The organism is Lysinibacter sp. HNR (genome assembly GCF_029760935.1).
GTDB lineage: Bacteria > Actinomycetota > Actinomycetes > Actinomycetales > Microbacteriaceae > HNR.
The window spans coordinates 2045025-2065121 of record NZ_CP121684.1; the positions used below are offsets into that span (position 1 = coordinate 2045025).

The window sequence follows — 20097 nt, forward strand, 5'->3', positions numbered from 1 at the left end:
GTCTCATAATCTTTAGAGTCGCATAGTCCAGAATAGGAACCATGACCCACCCCACAACAATCGCCCTCGTTCGCCACGGCCAAACAGCCTGGAATGCGGAGTCCCGAATCCAGGGACGAACCGATATTCCGCTCAACCCGGTGGGAAGAAACCAAGCGCAAAGCGCAGCCGAGACTCTCACGAACGATTGGCAAGTGGTCTCGAGCTCTCCCCTCTCACGAGCCGCAGAAACCGCGGCCATCATTGCGTCTGAACTCGGACTTCGCGAACCGCTCCTCCTGGAACATCTCACCGAACGCCACTTCGGTGAGGCCGAAGGCCTTACCGCGAGCGCTGAACTTGAAAAGGTGAGAATTTCCCGCGGATTTATCGGAGCCGAGCCTGAAGATGTGGTGGCGCTGCGGGGGGTTCAGGCGATTGAGCATCTACGCAGCACCTACCCCGGACAAAAGATTATCGCGGTGAGTCACGGAGCCTTTATCCGCATCACACTGAGCAGTCTCTTCACGTTTGAGGCTCCGCGTGTCTCTAACCTGTCAATCAGTGTCATCAAGCATGATGGCACCGATTGGCTACTCGAATCTATCGAGGGCATACCCGCTCGCAAGCTCATAAAGATGGATGAGCCGGCCCTGCGCCACAGTCACAGAACCTAAATAGCTCACTCGCCCAGGTCTACCTCTGCCGGATTGAGCACACGACTCAAAAATGATTGGGTGCGAGGATTTTGAGGATTCCCGATCACCGCCGCGGCAGCTCCCTCCTCCACCACAACTCCCTCATCCATAAATACCACTTTGTCAGCCACCTCACGGGCAAAGCCCATTTCGTGAGTTACCACCAGCATGGTCATACCGGCATCAGCAAGCTCGCGCATAACCGATAAAACATCCCCCACCGTTTCAGGGTCGAGAGCCGAGGTTGGCTCGTCAAACAGCATAAGTTCCGGCTCCATGCTGAGCGCCCGCGCGATGGCAACACGCTGCTGCTGCCCCCCGGACAGCGATGCAGGCTTGGCCATTGCTTTATCGGCCAGGCCCACCCTCTCCAGGTTATGCATCGATACCTCGTGTGCTGCAGCTTTGGAGCGCCCCAGCACCCGCTGCTGCGCGATTGAACAGTTTTCTATCACCGTCAGGTGCGGGAAAAGATTAAAGTGTTGAAATACCAGGCCGACCCGACGCCGGAACTCATCAATATCACACTCCGAATCGGTCACCACGGTGTCTCCCACAACGATCTCACCCGAGTCGGGCGTCTCAAGAAGGTTGACACATCGCAGTAACGTCGACTTTCCTGAGCCGCTGGGGCCAATGAGGCACACCACCTCGCCTGGCTCCACCGAGAGAGAAATTCCCTTGAGAACGCTGTTATCGCCAAAAGACTTGGTCACGTTACTCAGTCTGATTGTGCCTGAACTTTCGCCCCGGAAATCGTTCACTTTTTCATCCTCGCTGTCTTGGCTTCAAACCGCCGCGAAAGGTAGCTCAATGGAATCGTAATAATAAGGTAAAAAGCGCCCGCGAGCACCAGGGGCGTGAGTCCAGCATTGGCAGCGGTGAGCCCCACTCGGCCAAACCTCGTGAGATCGTACTGGCTCACTGTCAACCCCAGCACGTAAATAAGCGAGGAGTCTTTGGTCAAAAGAATAACCTCGTTTGTGAGGGGAGGCAGCACGATTCTGAGCGCCTGGGGAATAATAATGGTCACCATCGCCCTCGGATGCGACATCCCCAGCGAACGTGCCGCTTCCATCTGACCCGGTGGAACCGCCTGCAGGCCAGCACGAATTGTTTCCGCAATATAGGCTGCTGACACGGTTCCCAAAGCCAGCATCGCCGTCAGATACGTATTAAGCGAAATGCTAAAGGCTGCCGGAACGCCGTAACCAAAAACGATAAAAACGAGCAGGGCGGGAAGACCCCGAAAAATCTCGATATATGTGGTGGCTATCCAGCGGTAGGGACCTACCGAAGACAGCTTCATCAGGGCAAGTAGGATGCCGCCGCTCATACCGGCTACGAGGCCAAGAGCGGTAAAAAGCAGCGTGTTTGCAAAGGCCGTGGTAATGATGCCGGGAAATTGCTCTTTTGCAACCTCGAGATTGAAAAAGGAGTTTGTGATCTTTTCCCAGTCAGCTATCAAGGCGAGGAACCCCACCACAGCGATAAGGAGTGCATACTGAATTCCACGGGATACGCGTGCCCGTTTAGCTGCCGTCATTGCCATTAAAATCTACCTTGTACGTAGTCTCGAGAAAAATTCTATTTGGTTGTGGGAACCCACTTCGTAAGTATTTCTGTCAGCGTGCCGTCCTCCTCGATACGCTGCAGGGTGCTGTTGACGCTGGTGAGCAATTCGGCGTTGCCCTTGCGTACACCTGCTCCCAGGGGTTCGCTGGCAAATCTGTCCACAACGACCAGATCAGCATTATCCTTTGCGAAAAACGCGAGAGAGGCCACATTATTGATGACCGCGTCTGCCTGTCCCCCAATGAGCTGCTGCACAGCCAGCGTGCCGTCTTCCAGAGCGACCGGGTTTAACCCTTCGGATTGTGCAAACTTTTCTCCTGTAGTTGCCTGCTGAACGGCAACTGTCTTACCCGCCAGGTCGCTCAAACCAGTGATGCCTGAACCGGCTGTGACGAGAAGGGCCAAATTATCGTCGAAGTACGGTTCAGAGAAATCAAATTTTGTAGCCCGCTCTTCGTTGATTGATATGCCTGAAATAACAATGTCGCACTGGCTAGCCTCAAGCGCCTGCCCGGACTCAATAGCTTCAAAAGCTGTGCTGATGACTTCTGTTTTAGCGTCAAGATCTGCAGCGATCTCCTCGGCAATATCCATATCGAGCCCAACGATCTCACCGTTCTGCGTAAATTCGAAGGGAGGGTAGGCGGTCTCGCTGCAGACCTGAAGCACGCCCTCACGGAGGAGAGGTCCCGATGCAGCATTATCGGTACCGCTGCACCCGCTCAAGAGCAACACACCAACTGTCCCAATGGCGGTTACCAAAAACGCGGTTTTAACACTCTGAAAAGACACAACAACCACTTTCTCGTAAAGTACTAGGGAGTCTAACGACTGGTATTTGTGTATCTCACACTACAGGCGCAATACATCCCTAACAAAGCGGGTTCCTAATTGAATAGATATCAATTTGATCACTGTATACGAGAAAAACCCTTCAACCTCAAACTGTTAAGAACTACAAAAACGCTTGAGAACGCCATCGCCGCGGCGGCAATCATGGGGTTTAACAGCCCGAAGGCGGCCAGGGGAATGGCAGCAACATTATAGGCAAAGGCCCAGAAGAGGTTACTACGAATGATACGCATAGTTGCACGCGAGAGCAGAATCGCATCTAGCACCGCCCAGATGCTAGAACGAACCAGAGTAATATCACTTGCCTCGATAGCGGCATCGGTACCCGTTCCCATCGCAATGCCCAGATCCGCCGTCGCGAGCGCTACGGAGTCGTTTACACCGTCTCCCACCATCACAATACGCTCTTTACCCTGCTGCAATCGCGATACCTCGGAAGCCTTGTCCAGCGGCTTAACCCCGGCAATAACGTGGACTATTCCCACCTGTTCCGCTACCCGCCGCGCGACGGCCTCGTTATCGCCTGTCAGCATGACGGGTTGCAGCCCTCGATTTTTAAGAGCGACTATTGCAGAGGCACTATCCGAACGTACCTTATCAGCGATCACAAACCATGCCTGTGGGATGTGCCCCCAGACCACGGCCACCACGGTTCCCTCACCCGCGGCGACGATATCTTCAAATTCCGCCTTCTGCTCGGCGCTCGCCCAGCCCTTCTGCACAATATGGGATATCCCCGCCACCGTGACCTGAGTCCCCGCAACGGTTCCACTCACCCCCGCCCCCGGCTCCGCGACAAAGTTGGTTACGGGTAAGAACTCGATGCCCTTTTCCTCGGCTGCAGCAACAAGGGCTCGCGCTATTGGATGCTCCGACCCCGCCTCAACAGAGGCCGCGAGACGCAGAGCCTCAAGCGGGTCTACCCCTGGACTGGTGCCCACTGATGTAAGAGACATTTTACCTTCGGTGATAGTTCCGGTCTTATCCAGAGCAACCATGGTAACTTTCCCGCTTGATTCAAGTGCTTCCGGGCCACGAATCAGGATGCCCATTTCCGCTCCGCGCCCGGTTCCCACCAGGATTGCTACGGGCGTTGCGAGGCCAAGGGCACACGGGCAGGCAATGATGAGAACAGCAACCGCAGCGGTAAAAGCGGCAGCAACATCCCCCATTGTCACAAGCCACAGGAAAAAGGTCATCAAGGACAGCGCAATAACAATCGGCACGAAGACGGCCGATATTCGATCGGCAAGACGCTGAACCGCAGTTTTACCCATTTGAGCGTTTTCAACCAGTGCGGCCATTTGAGCAAGCTGAGTTTCAGCACCCACCCGTGTTGCTTCCACGGTGATAAAGCCCGATGTGTTTACCGTTCCGCCAATCACCGTGTCCCCCGGTTTTACTGGAACAGGAAGAGACTCACCCGTAAGCATGCTCTCGTCGATTGCGGAATGTCCGACCAACACCACGCCGTCGGTTGCCACCTTTTCACCGGGTCGTAAGACAAAGTGCTCTCCCACACGCAGGTGGTCGATGGGGATTTCACGCTCCTTACCGCGGTGAAGCACCCGCACCCGCTTGGCTCCCAGGTGAAGCAGAGAGTTAAGCGCAGCACCCGCCGACTTTTTAGAGCGCTCCTCGATATACCGTCCAAGCAGAATAAACACCGTCACCATCGACGCAACTTCAAGATAAATGAGGCCGAGAGCATCACCAGACTGGACCACAAACGAGAATTCGTGGTGCATCCCGATTTCTCCGGCCTGACCCCACACCAGCGCGTAGATCGACCAGAGGAAGGCAGCCGTTACTCCGAGCGATATGAGGGTGTCCATGGTGGCGGCGCCCCGTTTGAGGTTTATAAGTGCGGAACGATGAAAGGGAAATGCACCCCAGGTAGCAATCGGAATAGTGAGGATCAGAGACACCCACTGCCAGCCGTTAAATTGAAACAGAGGGACCATGGCAAGCACCATCACGGGAACTGCGAGGAGAAGACTCACGACCAGTCGTGTCGTGTAACGAGAACGAACTCGGTGAGGCATAGAGGCGGGTTCGATAACCGTTTCAGCGGCGGTATCCGTAAGGACATAAGCCCCATATCCAATCTGCTCAACCGCCCGAAGAAGAAGACCCTGCTCAAGTGATGCCGGATGCCTCACCCGAGCCTTCTCGGTGGCTAGATTCACGGAGGCTTCAACCCCCGTAATTTTGCTGAGAGTACGTTCCACCCTACTCACACAGCTTGCACAGGTCATCCCCTCGATAGACAAGGTTGTGGTCTGAGAGCCAGTGTTTGTCGCCTCTATCGGGACCGATTGCTGAGCCATAAGAGCCTTCCTGAGCACACTTCGATGTTATTCGAGTGAATAACCACCTATAAATATACCCCCCAGGGGTATGTTTAGGTAGTCATTTTTGTGAGGAAATGCAGCTTGACCGATAAATTTTCCACTAGACGGCCACCAAAAATCCAGAAAGCACAGGCTTCAGGGGGCAGAAAACACACTATTGCCCACATCCAGCAAGGACGTGGGCAATAGCATGAGCCGCTTTGCAAACAGAACCAGGTGAGTTAGAACTTTCCACCCATGTCGAGCAGCCGACGAATACGATCGGGAATAGGCGGGTGGGTGGCAAAAAGATTGGAGAGGCCACCTTTTTTAAGCGGATTAGAGATCCACATGTGAGCCATACTGCTGTTCTGCCGCTGCATGGGCCGGGCGTGTTCCTCAAGTTTATGAAGAGCGCTCGCGAGGGCTTCAGGATGGCGCGTGGTGAGCGCACCCGTAGCATCGGCTAAATATTCACGTTGACGCGACACGGCAAGCTGCACCAGGGTAGCGATCAGAGGAGCAACGATCATAGCCACCAGACCAAATATGAGTAGGATCGGGCCGCCATTATTGTTACCCCGACGACTAAAGAACGCCATACGCATAAACATATCCGCAAGAATGCCAATCGCCACGACCAGCCCGTACACGATCATCGAAAGGCGAATATCATAGTTACGCACATGGCCCAGTTCGTGAGCCATTACACCCTCTAGCTCGGCGTCGGACATAATGTCGAGCAACCCCGTGGTCGCGGCGACAGCCGCGTGCTGCGGGTCACGCCCCGTGGCAAAAGCGTTTGGGGCCGGATCGTTAATAATATAAACATCCGGCATGGGGGTTCCCGTGGTGATCGAGAGATTTTCCACCACCCGGTAAAGCCTGGGGTTATCGGCCTTTGAGATTTTCTGGGCACCGCTCATGGCGATGGCCTGCTTACTCGCCATAAAGTACTGAAAAACGGCATAGAGCAGGGCAAAACCAACCGTAACGTACACGATAACGGGACTCTGGTAGACGTAGGAGGCAAGCCACCCCAGCCCACCGATGATTATGAGAAAGAGAACAATGATCACAAAGGTGTTGATCTTGTTCTTTCGAATGGCGCTGTACATTGCGTTAGAACTGTACGCGAGGCGGCTCAGAGATAGCCGCTACATCCTCAACCTCAAAGAAGTCACGGTTAGTAAAGCCGAGTCTCTTCGCAAAAACGTTATTCGGGAAAGACTGGATCTTCGTGTTCAGTTCCCGAACTCCACCATTATAGAAACGGCGTGCAGCCTGCACCTTGTCTTCTGTATCCACAAGCTCAGCCTGAAGCTGCAAGAAGTTCTGACTTGCCTGTAGCTGGGGGTAGGCCTCAGCCACCGCAAAGATGCTCTTAAGGGCAGTCTGCATGTGGTTCTCCGCCGCAGAGGCCTCTGCTGGCCCCTGGGCACTCAGCGTTTCGGCACGAGCCTGAGTCACGGCTTCGAAAACGCCCTTTTCGTGCGCAGCGTACCCCTTGACCGTCTCGATAAGATTGGGAAGCAGATCCGCTCGACGCTTAAGCTGCACCGTAATGTCGCTCCACGCCTCTTCTACGCGCACGTTGAGGCGCACCAAGGCGTTATACGTGGCCCAAAGATAGAGCCCTATAATGACCGCGAGGCCAATAACAATAAGTAGGGTAATTAACAAGGCGTCCATAGGAACATCATACGCCTTCTGAATGGAACATGGCTGACAAAACAGTAATTTTTGTTATGATCTGGAGGCTTTGTTTCCCGGCCCGACACACTGATTCTGCTATCCAAAACCGTGGCCGGGCGGGAAAACCACAACTGTTAGTGCGCGCCCTTGTTACGGATGAGCTTTTTATTGACAAACTCGTCAATACCCAGGGGTCCAAGTTCACGGCCTACACCGGAACGCTTGACTCCACCAAAGGGAAGCTCTGCCGAGTCTCCGCCGACCTCATTAATAAAGACCATCCCCACCTCAAGAGCATCGGCAACACGCAAAGCCTGCTCTTGATCAGTAGTGATAACAACCGCACCGAGTCCAAAAGGAGAATCGTTGGCAACCCTGACGGCATCCTCCTCAGAGGTCACACGATAGAGAGAGGCAACCGGACCAAAAAACTCCTCCCGATACGCATCGTTCTCGGGTGTGATGTTCGTGAGCAGAGTAGTGGGAACAAAGTTTCCGTTTCGCGCAGGTCCACCGATCTTGGCAACCGCTCCCTGAGCCAGGGCCCGTTCAATCTGTCCCTGTAGGCGCTCAGAAGCTAAATCGGATGATAGAGGGCCAAGAACCGTATCTTCATGGGTGGGATCTTCGGGAGTGACCTCGGCCAGTGCGGTCGCAAACTTATCGGCAAACTCCTCGTAAAGGTGATCCATCACAAGGATGCGTTTGGAAGCGTTACAGGCCTGGCCACTGTTTTCTAGACGACCGGCCACCGCCATTCCAACAGCCTCATCAATATTATCCGTACTCAACACGATAAGCGCGTCAGAGCCGCCCAGCTCCAGAACAATCTTCTTCAGGTGGCGACCCGCAAGTTCGGCCACCGCAGAGCCTGCACGCTCAGAACCGGTCAGAGAGACACCCTGAATACGGGGATCAGCAATGATGTCTGCGACCTGCTCATTGGTGGCAAAAATATTTACGTAGGCACCCTCAGGAAGGCCCGCGTCCTTGAATATCTGCACGATAGCGAGCGCCGATTCCGGGCACTGCGGGGCATGCTTCAGCACAATCGTGTTTCCCAGGATGAGGTTAGGGCCCGCAAATCGAGCAACCTGGTAGTAGGGAAAGTTCCACGGCATAATGCCGAGCAAAGAACCCAATGCGCTCTTTCGAATAAAGGCAGAGCCTCCACCCGCGGGTTCAATAGGTTCATCCCGTAGGAACTCCTCCGCGTTGTCAGCGTAGTATCGATAAATATCGGCAACGAAGTCAACCTCTCCCCGCGCCTGTTCAATGGGCTTACCCATTTCACGGACGATGATGGTAGCGAGAACTTCTCGACGCTCAATGTAAAGATCAGCCACACGAGAGATAATCGCCGTGCGCTGAGCAAGCGTGTGTCCTTTTTCCCAGTTTTTTTGCGCTCCGTGTGCCGCAGAGATAGCTTCTTGGATTTGAGCGTCAGTTGCAGTGGGGTATTCGGCAATTTTTTCACCCGTAGCCGGGTTGATTACGGCGTAGTTACTCACAAATCCTCCTTGATCTGATCGACCTCATCGTGATGCCGACCTTCTGATTATGGGCACCTTCGAGAATACACCAACGATAAAAGCGTACGCTGTCATACAGTGCTAACTATCAGCAACCCGACCTTCTCGAGAGCGGAAGAAATGACTCAGCATTAGCACAAGACACACACGGTTCTCCCCTCCTAGCTACCCCTGCATCGAAAAGAGGCGAGCCGCAGAATCACGTAGTGCACCCCGGGCAAGTACACCGATCACGGTGTTTCGAACGGTGCCTCGAACCCACCCAACGGGACGCCCCAATCGCATGTTAAAACCGGCCAGACGCGCTGCCCGTTGCGCCGCGACCACGCGCCCGCTGCCCGCCCGCATCAGGGCATCTTTCTCACCCGTTTCTAAAAAGTGGGCGATGCCCTCGCTCATAACCTCTGCGTCAAGCCAGCCCAGATTCATCCCCTGACCACCCATAGGGCTGATCTCGTGAGCGGCGTCACCCACAAGCACAACACGATCACCAACCGTGTGGCGCACTATCCGACACCGAGGTCGAAAACTGCTCAGCATGGTCGAACTCGACACGTCTACCGAGTAGCCAGTTCTAGAAAAGATAACCTCGGCCAGACCCTCAGCGGTACGGGGAGCATGAGTTCTACCCCAGTGTGCCACCCACCTTCTCTGGTTCTTGGGCAACGGGAAAGACTCAACAACTCCCCCATCCTCAAGAAAAATACTGGCCAAATTGCCCAGCCCGGATCCGTCCTTGAAATCACCCATCACATAGCTGTCGGGGTAATCCCGTTGAAGGGTGTGCGCGTGTGCCGCCCCACGCGTCATACCGTGCGGGCCGTCCGCTCCCACCACAAAACGAGCAGCTATATCTCTCGGACCTCCGGTGGTGTCTTCTTGTGCACAACCAAGCACGATGTGCTCTCCATACCGGGTCAGACGGGTGACACGGTGCCCCCGAAGAAGAACACCGCCCGAACGTTGCATAAAGGCACTCTCTAAAATCGATTGTGTACAAAACTGCGGGATAGAAACCACAAAGGGATAGGGCGCTCCAGGAATATCAAAAGAAAGCTCACCAAGCATCCGCCCGCGACTAAAAGCCTTCCCGTTCGAAATCTGGACGGACTGCTGAAGAACGGCCTCCAGCACCCCAGCCCGCCTCAAAACGGCTAACGCGGGAGGGTGTATCCCAATCGCGCGGGAGTGGCTGGGCGGGTCTCGTCGAGCCTCAAGAATCACGACACTGCACCCTAGATCAAGCAGCAGGGAACCCAGCAAAAGTCCCACGGGTCCGGCGCCAATAATTGCAACGTCAAACATGGCGTTTTCCCTCGTAAAGCAGAAGAAGCCTATAGGGCGTCTGTGAGCGCACCGACCAGGGTTGGGGGAATGCCTCAGCCGCCTCGGAGAGAGTAAAACTTCGACGTATCGAGGTAAGTCCATCTACCCGAATAAACGATTGTCGCTGTTTTGGAGCCATAATCAGAGGTGCCGTCAACAATGAGAAAAGCGCGTATGCCACCGCAGACCGCCTGATATCACTGTGAATTACTGCGGTGTTTGCTAATCTCTCCGAATCAACCAGCAATGCCCCCAACTCCGGGGCGCTCAGGTGGTGCAGCACGTGGTTTGACACTACAAAATCAAAAGACCTGCCCTGTTCCACCAGAGAAGAAGTGTCGGTGCATAGCCACTCAACCTCTGTGCCGTGCCGTAGAGAAGCGGGCTCTCTTGCGCTTAAAAATTGAAACGCACGCTCGTCAGGATCGATCCCGGTTACCGACAAACGCACACCGTCACGGGTGGCCCATCGACTGAGCAAACGCGCTATGTCGCCGCCTCCGGTTCCCACATCGAGCAGGGTGTGTTCCCTCGTGGTGAATCGAGGGCGAATACGGTGCTGATACGTGCGCCTCCATCCCGAAACCACCCGATTGACCAGGGCAAATTGTCGGTAGGTACGCTGCAGGGCGTCAGGATCACACTCAGGGTCTTCCATCAGCTCAACAGCAGATACATCACGCGCTCGAAAGATCACGGTACCGCCTGCGCGCCCGCTTGTTTCGTCAAAAGACCGGTCTCTACCGTGAGACCCGGACCAAACGCCATCGCGACAACACGCTCGTCGCCCTCCCCTCGGGCGGGCTGCTCAAGGATCCGCTTGAGCACAAAAAAGATGGTTGCGCTCGACATATTTCCCACTTCACGCAGGGTATCGCGCGAGGGTAAAAGCTGCGTTTTGCTCAGCCCAAGCCGTGACTCCACTCGATCAAGGATGCTCCTTCCTCCGGGATGAATCGCCCAGTGGGTCACTCCTTTGGCGGGGTCTTCTAGCAACTCGGATTCGTGGGAGAGCAAGGGGCGCAGGGCATCCTCAATATGAGTATCAATAATTTTAGGAACCGCGGCGCTTAATACCATCTCAAAACCCTCGTCACCAATGGTCCAGGCCATATCGTCCTCGCCCACAGGGGTGAGCGCGCTCGTGAACCGATCAAGTCGGAACCGCGCCCCCGGGATATCCGCCCGGGTTGAAACGATTGCGGCTCCCGCACCGTCTCCAAAAACCGAAGCGGCCACTATTTGATCGGGGTCGTTAGAGGATCGCACGTGAATCGAACACAATTCCGTACTCACCACCAGCACCACTGCGTCCGGGTTCGCTTGGCAAAACGATTCCGCGAGCCGAAACGCCGGAAAGGCCGCATAACACCCCATAAATCCGATATTGTAGCGAAGCGTGTTGCCGGGGAGTCCGAGTTCCCGCACCAATTGATAGTCGGGGCCCGGAGCATAAAACCCAGTGCAGGATACCGTGACAACGTGGGTGATGTCCGCGGCGCTCATATTCTCTGTCTGGGCTATCGCATTCTGTGCAGCCTCCAGCGTTAGCTTGCGAGCCTCCCGAATGTACAGCTCGTTACGCGTGAGTGTTGACGGATTGAGCAGAGTTCCCGACAGTCGGTCAAAAAAGGTAGGTTCCGCTTCGGGTTCCATTTCCAGGTTGAAATCTGCAATGACGCTGCGTCTGGTATCAATAGCGGACGCATCAAATGACGCCCGCACTAACCTCTGTGTCAAGCGAGTGAGGTCTGGCTGGGTAGCAAAAACTTCTTTTGCCTCAGCCTGCACAAGGACGTGCGGGGGTGTTGCCGTTGCAATGCTGTGCATAAAGATATCCATGGCTTTAGCGTAGGCTCCCCACAAAGGAAAAAGCCAGCATCAGGCTTTTAATATTCTTATCAACTATTTCCTCAACGAGGATCCTCTTGTCAAGCTTTCCGCGCAACCGTATCGGATATATGCTCCCACGACCGCAAAGGGGCATCTAGCTTAATCAGCTTCTTTTCCGTGGGAATTCCCTAGGTTTCGATCCGTCGAATGGCATATTTCAAGCCAGAACCATGATTATCCGTGTGCTCTTGATTCACTTTTTACATAAAACTGGCAACCCGGAGAGAACGTCCATTGCATGACTAAAACGTCTCACTACGGGATTGTCCTTGAAGACAAAACAATGAGAACGATCCCCACACCCACTAATAGCGGTCTAACAATGGATGGAACCTGTGCGATAGAGGCACTACCCAGACAAATTTTGCCCCTGTTGTTTGAACACACTTCACCATTCACCACGCGCCACGCGCCACGGGTCAATACCTAGGGGCGGTATCCCGCACCGTGAGTGCTCGTTCTTCAATTGGCCGTAATTCCTCGCGCGATGAGCGTTGCCACGTTGCGGCTCCGTGTATTGACCGGGGAAGGCAGGAAGTAAAATATCTCATTTAGGAAACAAGAGAATTTGCCAGCTCTTGAGCCAGTTCCAGAACAGTCCATTTTTTACCGCAGGCACGGCACTTAGCGTTCGCAGTTTCAATCGACTCATTTTCACGGTAAAAGATCGCGAGTGGCCTCTGTCTCTCCTCCTTTGACAACTCCTCGAGCCAGACCGTCGCTCCACACTCAGGGCACGGGGACGGGTGATCCATCTGCCGCGGAGGGTCCACCACACTGGTGATAACCGTTTTCCAACGACGTAGCTCGGACAGATAGAATTTCGCCGCGGGCCGCTTAACCACCCACGCAACATACCAGCGCTGAAGGCTACCACAGATATCGCCATCAATCTCTCGCTCAGCGTCAACAAGCCAGCCACGAAGCTGATCCCTAATCTGCTGAAATTCAAAGAGCGCTTGAGCATCAAGCACCGAACGCTCCGAAGCGATGGCTTGCGATCTACCAGCACCGATCCCCGACCCACGAATTGCGGTTTCCAACTGCTCCAATAGCGGATTCTGCCTGCCCACCATGACAGTGCCATCGTCACGGATAAACTTTGCACAGATGGGCTCAGTAAGCGCTTTCACCGCCTCGCGCAAATCGTTTCCATTATCTTCCTTTTTTTGCTCAATCGTTCTATCCAACTCGCCCTAAACTTCTCTCGTATCAGCACAATCGAACCAACCAGCAGCACAGTTTGCGTAGCTGGCACCTTCACACACGGAATATCTCTTCTGATTACGGGCTAACCTTCCCGATAGGAGCGTTCGCAGCAGCCCCCGTCACCTCCGCAGTCTTCGCTGTGTCCAACGTCTCCGCCGCCCTCGCAACTTCCCTAGCTTCCCCCGGACAGGGAAGTGCGCTGCTACCCCAGGGAGTACGGCAACGCCCGCAGATATGCTCGACCTCACGATCATTTCCCCGTGTCGTAGGCGGATCATAAATCGCACTGCCGGTCATAAACGATCGCACAAAATTTTTAGATCCTAACGTCACTTTGTCCTCCTTCGCCATAAAGAATGCATGCCTTTCCGCGAGTGATCGCTTCCCTCCGCACGTTCTACATCCAAACCCATCGCATTCAACCAACAGCAAGCTTGCTTATCTGCAGCGGAATATTTACTCTCCATAAAATTTCCTCTCGAATATAAACGTTTCACATCAGACACAGCACAACAGCGCTTGTCCCTCGGGAGAGTCCTCGCGGCTCACAAAACGTATTTTTAGTTTTAGAAAATTAGCTTTTCCGCACGCTCACCCGATTCGAAGAGGCAACTGGCCGATAGTCAACGCAGTGTTTATTTGAAAGCGAGCTGGCTTCACAACCGTGAGCGCTCCCCTTCGGGCGATACCCGAGCCGACACCCCCTTCCCCACAGCCAACGTCACCGCCGCGAGATATTTATCAGTAGGAAGAAACACCCCCCTCTCGACCTTGGACAGGTACGAAACCGAAGTTTTTGCCGCCTCTGCCACATCAGACAGAGTCATCCCAGCCGACAGGCGAAGCTTTCTGAGCGACTGCCCTATCGTTACTCCCCGTTCATTCATGTCTAATATATAATCACTTATTAGACACAAACGCAACCTGAAAAAGCAAAAACATCACTTTAGTTTGGTCTAAATGTCTAATTAATGCTATTCTTTTTGGTAAACCATCAAGCGAATCGAACACCTCAATGACAAAAAATAATTTTCAAAAACTCACCGGTGATGAGCGTCGCGAATTGGCTTCTCAGGTCAAGGCGCTCAGACAGAGAACCGGATTGACCAAAAAAGAAACAGCTCACCAGGCACGAATCACACGGCAAACACTGGACAACATTGAGAACGGCGTAACCGTCCCCCAGGCAGAAATCCTAGAAAGAATCTACGACACGCTCGGGGTCGAAACCAGCGATGTAATCTTCGAGAGCGGCACACAGAAATGGCTTGTCATGGCGGGCACCCTGATCGAACAGATTCCACCGCAACACCGCCAGCAGGCTACAGAATCCGCGCTTGACGTTCTTTACAGGGCCGTGCGGGATACTCCCAAACACACAGCAACCGTCACCCCTCTTTCTCCTCGTACCGCGAGTCCACAGGAACCGGCCGCAGAGGCTGCTCTCCGAGTGGAGAATTTTGAGGCCCAGCAAGAATTTATGCAAGAAGACCCATGAGGTAGTAAAGGGGATGACCATGACACTGGGGTCACTATACGAACACGCCGCAGCCATAAACGTGTGCGTAAAACACGTCATGCTGCCCACAGGTATGCAGGGGCGCTATCTGGACGATATCCGCACGATTGAATTAGCTCACCAGCTCAGCGGAGGATCCGAGATATGCACCCTGGCACACGAGCTCGGACACGCGATCCATAGACACCGCCATAGCACCGAGCAGACAGAGCGCGAGGCTGACGAAATCGCGGCGCAGTTACTCATCACAGACGAGGCCTACGCTCGTGCTGAGAAAATGGCAGAAAACCACTCCTTTATCGCACGCGAACTGGGCGTAACACCCCCGATTCTCTATGCTTATCAACGCATACTCGACCGCAGCCGTTACCACAGGCTCCGAGCGCTTCAAGTTGAGGTACGAGAATACAGCTTTACCCTCACCAAAGAAATCGCATAGCACGTTTCATTTCCGACTAAACCTAAAATCCCCGCTTTCATAACGCTACCGCAAGTTACCCACGATACTCTCACTGAGAGTGCTTCTCTTCACCAAGATCATCCCTGTATCTTCTACCCACAGATACGCCAGTAGCTCGCGAAAGGTGCTCCCCACGGCAATCTCAATACGCTGCCCCTCATTCCCCATCGAAGAACACATTCGTGGACTCAGATCCCGTGGACCAACTTTCCAGCTGTAGTTTCTATAACGTAAATACTGGGAAGTAGTAGTCTTTCTTGCCAAATTTTATGACTCTTATAACTTCTCTTCATGGCACGGAGGCTTTCGGGGCCGTAGTCAACGGCGGCGTGGCTGGGCAGGGCCGCAAGCTTCCCCTACCTCGAGACGGAGCATGCAGGAGCATGCTATCAAACACGCTTATGAACGATATGCCTCACGCTAGATCGCTAAAAGTGATAGCCCCGCAACATCGTTGATAAAGATAAAGACCCGGTTTCTCGGAGCCATAGCGTACCCCTGGGATGAAGTGCTCTGGGTATAGATGTCAAGCCGTACTAAGATCGCTTCTGAGGTCGTTGAACACCTCGCGTGCGATGAATCGTTTGAGGCAGCGCAGCACGTCTTTCTTAGAGAGGCCTTCGGTGAGTCGACGCTGCATGTAGTCGATCGTTTGGGCGTCGTACCTGAGCCTCACGACCGCAATCATGTGGAGTGCGCGATTCGCTTTCCGATCACCGCCTCGGTGGAGCCTCATGCGGTGGCTCTTCCCTAATGACACTGATGCGACCTCGCAGAGCCTCGCGAACGTCGCCTCGCTGCGTAACTGCGCAATATTCTCGTCGGCAGTGACCAACAGTTGGGCGTATGGATCATTCCGATTCCTGCCTTGGATACCAGGGTAGGTACTGTTGCGTGCACGAGAGTGGCCAGCGCACTCTCAAGCTCTTTGATCTCCGTGTCGAGGTCAGCGGCCCGGACAGCGAGGGCTCGGAGGGCGAGCTTCACTGCCTGAACGGGATCATTCAGGCGCGCCCGGTCGATGATGAACTTCCAGCAGTAGCGCACAGCTGCCAGTCCACCAGTGGGCATGTTCTCCCGCATGTCGGCAGGCACGGTAACATATCTTACAGTTGCACGATAGCCGCGGTGCGAGCTTTCACCGCAGAATCACGGGTCAGCAAGAGGAACCGTATCGATTCGATGACGCTATCGGTTCGTTTGGAGATGGCCGCTGCAACCCCTGCGAGCACTTTCCGTGCAGCAGCTTCAGCATCGATGGTGTCGTCCTTACCGACTCTCGCCTTAGTATGCGTGTGCGGGGTATTCACTTCTCGCACGGGCCTTTACCCCGAAGTATGGACACGACTTGTTAGGTTTAGGCCGCTCTTCCCAGAGTAGTACTTTCGTACTTATCCCGGGAAATCAACCCGCAATACGAATGCCGCCTCACCGTGTTATACCGGGTCACCCACCGAAACACGGACCGGCGACACCCCACCTCATCCCGGAATATCGGATTCCCAGCCAGGACCTCCCTTTTCAGAGCCGCGCTCACGGACTCCGCGAGAGCATTATCCGCGCTACTACCCACCGCTCCCATCGCCTGCGAGGCCTTTTTCCCACACGACCAGAGCGACTCGTTTATGATTCACCCGTCTATGCGCAGGTAGTCCGCCATTGAGATGCGCGGTTACCCTAGGGATCCCGTAGGCCGGGTCTCTACCTTCAAGGGGAGAGTGCGCTTGACGGATGCGCTCTGCGAGCTTCTCGTCTGCGTGTTTGCGGGCAATCCTGGCAGGGAGGCCTTTCCTCCACGCATAGAACGATGACTTCGCGATCTCAAGAACCTTACACAGCCACTTCACCTCATAGGTGTCAGAATGGTCGCAGGCAAATTGGAAGCGGCTTACCAACGTGTCTCTCCTTACGAATATTTAGCGGCCTGCCTGAGGATCTCACGTTCAGTTTCCAGCTTCGCTTTCTCCGACCGCAGTACCCGATTCTCGGTTTCGAGGTCTCGTACACGGGGATCATCACTCTCAGAAACGCTCTCTTCACCAACAGGAGCAGGCCGGTGTTGAACAGTGGTTCCGTATCGATTTTTCCAGATCGATAGCGTGCCCCGGGAAGTTCCAAGATCCTGTGCGATAGAGTTGATTGTTGCTCCGGGGGTTGTTTCGTAGAGTTCCACAGCTTGACGTTTGAACTCTTTGCGGGTAGTTCTTCAAGGCCATGTTCTTATTTTCTCGCTTTCTAACGGTTTATACCGATATCAGCGTGTCCATAAAACAGGGCAAAGGCCCCAAACGTGGAAACCAAACCATAGGGCAGGTCAGTATGATCGAATCGTTCTGGGGGGCGTATGCACACTGAGTTCTTGAATCGGAACTCCTGACGGATCAGGTTAGAGCTCGCGAACGCGATTTTCGAGTACCTCGAGGTGTTACACAACCGAAAACGCCGCCATTCCAGGCTCGGGATGCGCACGCCTGTCGAGTATGAGAAGCTGTACGAAAAAACCAGATGCTGCGATCAGGGATCTAAGTATATGACTCCATCAAAGCCAGGGCACATCAGAGCCTTTAAAAGTCCCAGGGCGCTTCAAACACAATTTGTTGCATAGATTGTGCTTCCTTTTAGAACCAGGGTTTAACGAGATTGAAGAGCAATTTGTGCTAGGATTTGCTTTATTTTATTTTTGTGGATAATGGAGAAGTCTTTTATACATGAAGTCTCACCGAGTTCTGGCAGGTTGTATTGTTGCGACCGGGGCACTTTCTTGTGTTGCGTCACCCGCACATGCTGCTGACGTGAATATTCCCGATAACAACCTGAAAGCGTGTATTAATAGGGTACTTGGTCAAAGTCCCCAGGCTCCTATTACAGACACTCAAGCGCAGAGCATAAATGTTCTTGACTGCGCCAGCCAGGGAATTGTAAGTGTTCAAGGGCTCGAATCCTTCATAAACATCGAGGGCCTGTACCTGCTCGATAACCAGATTAGTGATGTGTCTCCGCTATCAGAACTGCACCAGCTCACGGGCCTGATCCTGAGCAGGAACCAGATTAGTGATGTGTCTCCGCTATCAGAACTGGGCAACCTCACCACCCTGGGGCTGCACAGGAACCAGATTAGTGATGTGTCTCCGCTATCAGAACTGCACCAGCTCACGGGCCTAATCCTGAGCACGAACCAAATTAGTGACGTGTCTCCGCTATCAGAACTGCACCAGCTCACGACCATGGATCTAAGCACGAACCAAATTAGTGACGTGTCTCCGCTATCAGAACTGCACCAGCTCACGATCATGGATCTGAGCACGAACCAAATTAGTGACGTGTCTCCGCTATCAGAACTGGTAGGTACGATTTTGGCTGAGGGCCAAAATATTGGTTTGCCCCCAATCGCGCAGGGTAATACTCAGAATAGTCCAGTGATCGGGTTTGGTGGCACGTCTGATGTGCTGCCCGTGGTCTCAAAGACCGGCTCGGCAGAGGTTGCTTCCAATGGGTTGTCTTGGACGTATACAGCCATCGGTCGTAATACCCTGACTTGGCACTTGAGAAGCAGTAGATTTATTTTTTCCGGGACGATCACTCAGCGATCAACTTCTCAATTCGTGAATATTGTCGACAACAACCTGAGATCATGCATTAATGGGATGCTTAGCCAAGAACCCCAGGCTCCTATTACAGACGCTCAAGCGCAAAGCATAAATGTTCTTGACTGCGCCGGCCAGGGAATTGCAAGTCTTCAAGGGCTCGAATCCTTCATAAACCTCACCACCCTGAACCTGGGCGAGAACCAGATTAGTGACGTTTCTCCGCTATCAGAACTGGACAGTCTCACTACCCTACACCTGCGCGAGAACCAGATTAGTGACGTTTCTCCGCTATCAGAACTGGTAGGTGCCATTTCGGCTGAGGGCCAAAATGTTGGTTTGCCACCAATCACGCAGGGTGATACCCAGAATAGTCCAGTGATTGGGTTTAGTGGTAAGTCTGATGTATTGCCAGTGGTTTCAAAGACCGGTTCCGCAGAGGTTGCTTCTAATGGGTTGTCTTGGACGTATGCAGCAGTCGGTTCTAATACTCTGACTTGGGACTGGGAAAACGGTGACGGGTCAATTTTTTCCGGGACGATCACTCAGGAATCAATCTCGCCCCCCACTCCTCCAGTTCCCCCCGCTCCTCCAGTTCCCCACCCCAATAATCCCCTGGTACCATCCGTGGTGAATCCAGCACAGCCGCGTGGAGGTATCACGGTGAGCGGTCATAAGCACGATGGTACGCTTGCGAGCACAGGTACTTTTGATCTGTCGATGCTTAGCTTCTTCAGTGGTGTGCTCACTCTGGCCGGTGCGGTACTATACGGACGTGGTCTGAGAATACGTCGTCAAGTCTAAACTTTCATATACACCTGTGCCTTGCCTCGGCAGTAAGAGATCAGAGCGATGCTATGTGTTTTCGGCGGCGCGTCTCCCGCGCGGCTTATTTACTCCTGCGAGCACTGGGGCAAGGGTGCCGAGTATCGCCGCTACCAGGGATAACCAAAGACCGCTGTGCTCGGCGGTCAGGACACCGATCGCTGTCAGGAACGGTACGAGTACAGCTGCAGCGTCCTATATCCAGCGGCACACATTGTCTAATGTGATCCACATATTTTTTCTCCCTATCTTGTTTAGCTGAGTACGTGTGTGATGATCACACCGCCTATAGATGTAAAGATGACCATGCCTGCTACATGTATCCAGACCAGCGCTGTACGAGGGCGGAGAGGCGGCGAGTTTCCTCGTCCTGATCCGTGAGTGCCAGGCGCAGGTGATCGATATCCTCGGTATCACGAGCTTGCTCAGTGATACGGGTTTCGGGTGCCCGTATGCGGGCGCTGTGTGCGTTCATACGCTCGTCGACTCAGTCCAGAGATTCAACTGCTGCTTCTAAACGGTCGAGGCAAGGTCCGGTTTATTGGTCTTGTTTGTAGATGTTGAAGCTTTCTGGGTTTTGTTCCGTCATTGATTTTCGTTACACTCGGGTGCTCACG

General features: G+C 53.8%; 20 protein-coding genes and 1 pseudogene. 4 read left to right on the forward strand and 17 right to left on the reverse strand.

Annotated features, from left to right (window positions below; translation table 11 throughout):
* The first annotated feature begins 41 nt into the window (after positions 1-41).
* Positions 42-656 (forward strand): histidine phosphatase family protein, encoded by a 615-nt coding sequence (locus FrondiHNR_RS09205; protein WP_279352477.1) that lies wholly within the window; start codon positions 42-44, stop codon positions 654-656.
* 5 nt (positions 657-661) lie between these two features.
* Here FrondiHNR_RS09205 and FrondiHNR_RS09210 read toward each other — a convergent pair whose 3' ends face one another.
* The 12 genes from FrondiHNR_RS09210 to FrondiHNR_RS09265 form a co-directional block, all read right to left on the reverse strand.
* On the reverse strand, positions 662-1441 hold the full coding sequence (locus FrondiHNR_RS09210) for an amino acid ABC transporter ATP-binding protein (RefSeq protein WP_279352478.1): 780 nt from the start codon (positions 1439-1441) through the stop codon (positions 662-664).
* On the reverse strand, positions 1438-2229 hold the full coding sequence (locus tag FrondiHNR_RS09215; RefSeq protein ID WP_279352479.1) for an amino acid ABC transporter permease: 792 nt from the start codon (positions 2227-2229) through the stop codon (positions 1438-1440). The genes FrondiHNR_RS09210 and FrondiHNR_RS09215 overlap by 4 nt, the downstream gene beginning before the upstream one ends.
* 35 nt (positions 2230-2264) lie before the next feature.
* On the reverse strand, positions 2265-3044 hold the full coding sequence (locus tag FrondiHNR_RS09220; RefSeq protein ID WP_279352480.1) for a transporter substrate-binding domain-containing protein: 780 nt from the start codon (positions 3042-3044) through the stop codon (positions 2265-2267).
* Positions 3045-3163: 119 nt separating this feature from the next.
* The gene (locus FrondiHNR_RS09225; protein ID WP_279352481.1) at positions 3164-5434 is read right to left on the reverse strand and encodes a heavy metal translocating P-type ATPase; all 2271 of its coding nucleotides are present in this window, start codon (positions 5432-5434) and stop codon (positions 3164-3166) included.
* Positions 5435-5679: 245 nt separating this feature from the next.
* Complete coding sequence (locus tag FrondiHNR_RS09230) at positions 5680-6555, reverse strand: M48 family metallopeptidase (RefSeq protein ID WP_279352482.1); 876 nt, start codon at positions 6553-6555, stop codon at positions 5680-5682.
* A gap of 4 nt (positions 6556-6559) precedes the next feature.
* A complete protein-coding gene (locus FrondiHNR_RS09235; protein WP_279352483.1) occupies positions 6560-7129 on the reverse strand; it encodes a LemA family protein in 570 nt (189 codons plus the stop codon).
* Between the two features lie 137 nt (positions 7130-7266).
* Positions 7267-8643, reverse strand: a complete 1377-nt coding sequence (locus FrondiHNR_RS09240) for an NAD-dependent succinate-semialdehyde dehydrogenase (RefSeq protein ID WP_279352484.1) — start codon at positions 8641-8643, stop codon at positions 7267-7269.
* A gap of 186 nt (positions 8644-8829) precedes the next feature.
* Positions 8830-9969 (reverse strand): NAD(P)/FAD-dependent oxidoreductase, encoded by a 1140-nt coding sequence (locus FrondiHNR_RS09245; RefSeq protein WP_279352485.1) that lies wholly within the window; start codon positions 9967-9969, stop codon positions 8830-8832.
* Positions 9962-10687 carry a methyltransferase domain-containing protein gene (locus tag FrondiHNR_RS09250; protein WP_279352486.1) on the reverse strand — a complete coding sequence of 242 codons (726 nt, stop codon included), beginning with the start codon at positions 10685-10687 and terminating at the stop codon, positions 9962-9964. Before FrondiHNR_RS09250 ends, FrondiHNR_RS09245 begins: the two co-directional genes overlap by 8 nt.
* Entirely contained in the window at positions 10684-11820 is a 1137-nt protein-coding gene (locus FrondiHNR_RS09255) for a type III polyketide synthase (RefSeq protein WP_279352487.1), read from the reverse strand. The genes FrondiHNR_RS09250 and FrondiHNR_RS09255 overlap by 4 nt, the downstream gene beginning before the upstream one ends.
* Positions 11821-12434: 614 nt before the next feature.
* Complete coding sequence (locus tag FrondiHNR_RS09260) at positions 12435-13073, reverse strand: hypothetical protein (RefSeq protein WP_279352488.1); 639 nt, start codon at positions 13071-13073, stop codon at positions 12435-12437.
* A gap of 675 nt (positions 13074-13748) precedes the next feature.
* The gene (locus FrondiHNR_RS09265) at positions 13749-13979 is read right to left on the reverse strand and encodes a helix-turn-helix transcriptional regulator (RefSeq protein ID WP_279352489.1); all 231 of its coding nucleotides are present in this window, start codon (positions 13977-13979) and stop codon (positions 13749-13751) included.
* A 128-nt stretch (positions 13980-14107) separates the two neighbouring features.
* Between FrondiHNR_RS09265 and FrondiHNR_RS09270 the strand changes: the two genes are divergently transcribed.
* The gene (locus FrondiHNR_RS09270; protein WP_279352490.1) at positions 14108-14590 is read left to right on the forward strand and encodes a helix-turn-helix transcriptional regulator; all 483 of its coding nucleotides are present in this window, start codon (positions 14108-14110) and stop codon (positions 14588-14590) included.
* Positions 14591-14609: 19 nt separating this feature from the next.
* On the forward strand, positions 14610-15050 hold the full coding sequence (locus tag FrondiHNR_RS09275; protein ID WP_279352491.1) for an ImmA/IrrE family metallo-endopeptidase: 441 nt from the start codon (positions 14610-14612) through the stop codon (positions 15048-15050).
* Between the two features lie 547 nt (positions 15051-15597).
* Here FrondiHNR_RS09275 and FrondiHNR_RS09280 read toward each other — a convergent pair.
* The 4 genes and pseudogenes from FrondiHNR_RS09280 to FrondiHNR_RS09295 form a co-directional block, all read right to left on the reverse strand.
* The gene (locus tag FrondiHNR_RS09280; protein WP_279352492.1) at positions 15598-15831 is read right to left on the reverse strand and encodes a transposase; all 234 of its coding nucleotides are present in this window, start codon (positions 15829-15831) and stop codon (positions 15598-15600) included.
* Positions 15822-16166, reverse strand: coding sequence for a hypothetical protein (locus tag FrondiHNR_RS09285; RefSeq protein WP_279352493.1), 345 nt, complete (start codon positions 16164-16166; stop codon positions 15822-15824). Before FrondiHNR_RS09285 ends, FrondiHNR_RS09280 begins: the two co-directional genes overlap by 10 nt.
* Positions 16167-16177: 11 nt before the next feature.
* Entirely contained in the window at positions 16178-16390 is a 213-nt protein-coding gene (locus tag FrondiHNR_RS09290) for a hypothetical protein (RefSeq protein WP_279352494.1), read from the reverse strand.
* A 38-nt stretch (positions 16391-16428) separates the two neighbouring features.
* Positions 16429-17287: pseudogene (locus FrondiHNR_RS09295) on the reverse strand (transposase).
* A 492-nt stretch (positions 17288-17779) separates the two neighbouring features.
* Between FrondiHNR_RS09295 and FrondiHNR_RS09300 the strand changes: the two are divergent.
* On the forward strand, positions 17780-19459 hold the full coding sequence (locus FrondiHNR_RS09300) for a leucine-rich repeat domain-containing protein (RefSeq protein WP_279352496.1): 1680 nt from the start codon (positions 17780-17782) through the stop codon (positions 19457-19459).
* Between the two features lie 334 nt (positions 19460-19793).
* On the opposite strand, the gene FrondiHNR_RS09305 is transcribed toward FrondiHNR_RS09300, so the two are convergent.
* Positions 19794-19955, reverse strand: a complete 162-nt coding sequence (locus tag FrondiHNR_RS09305) for a hypothetical protein (RefSeq protein ID WP_279352497.1) — start codon at positions 19953-19955, stop codon at positions 19794-19796.
* Between the last annotated feature and the right edge of the window lie 142 nt (positions 19956-20097).

What these genes read in the sequence shown, in the direction of transcription:
- FrondiHNR_RS09270 (WP_279352490.1), top strand. Translation starts at nt 14,108, where the DNA reads ATGACAAAAAATAATTTTCAAAAACTCACCGGTGATGAGCGTCGCGAA.
- FrondiHNR_RS09215 (WP_279352479.1), bottom strand. Translation starts at nt 2,229, where the DNA reads ATGGCAATGACGGCAGCTAAACGGGCACGCGTATCCCGTGGAATTCAG.
- FrondiHNR_RS09235 (WP_279352483.1), bottom strand. Translation starts at nt 7,129, where the DNA reads ATGGACGCCTTGTTAATTACCCTACTTATTGTTATTGGCCTCGCGGTC.
- FrondiHNR_RS09225 (WP_279352481.1), bottom strand. Translation starts at nt 5,434, where the DNA reads ATGGCTCAGCAATCGGTCCCGATAGAGGCGACAAACACTGGCTCTCAG.
- FrondiHNR_RS09245 (WP_279352485.1), bottom strand. Translation starts at nt 9,969, where the DNA reads ATGTTTGACGTTGCAATTATTGGCGCCGGACCCGTGGGACTTTTGCTG.
- FrondiHNR_RS09230 (WP_279352482.1), bottom strand. Translation starts at nt 6,555, where the DNA reads ATGTACAGCGCCATTCGAAAGAACAAGATCAACACCTTTGTGATCATT.
- FrondiHNR_RS09255 (WP_279352487.1), bottom strand. Translation starts at nt 11,820, where the DNA reads ATGCACAGCATTGCAACGGCAACACCCCCGCACGTCCTTGTGCAGGCT.
- FrondiHNR_RS09300 (WP_279352496.1), top strand. Translation starts at nt 17,780, where the DNA reads ATGAAGTCTCACCGAGTTCTGGCAGGTTGTATTGTTGCGACCGGGGCA.
- FrondiHNR_RS09265 (WP_279352489.1), bottom strand. Translation starts at nt 13,979, where the DNA reads ATGAATGAACGGGGAGTAACGATAGGGCAGTCGCTCAGAAAGCTTCGC.
- FrondiHNR_RS09305 (WP_279352497.1), bottom strand. Translation starts at nt 19,955, where the DNA reads ATGAACGCACACAGCGCCCGCATACGGGCACCCGAAACCCGTATCACT.
- FrondiHNR_RS09205 (WP_279352477.1), top strand. Translation starts at nt 42, where the DNA reads ATGACCCACCCCACAACAATCGCCCTCGTTCGCCACGGCCAAACAGCC.
- FrondiHNR_RS09275 (WP_279352491.1), top strand. Translation starts at nt 14,610, where the DNA reads ATGACACTGGGGTCACTATACGAACACGCCGCAGCCATAAACGTGTGC.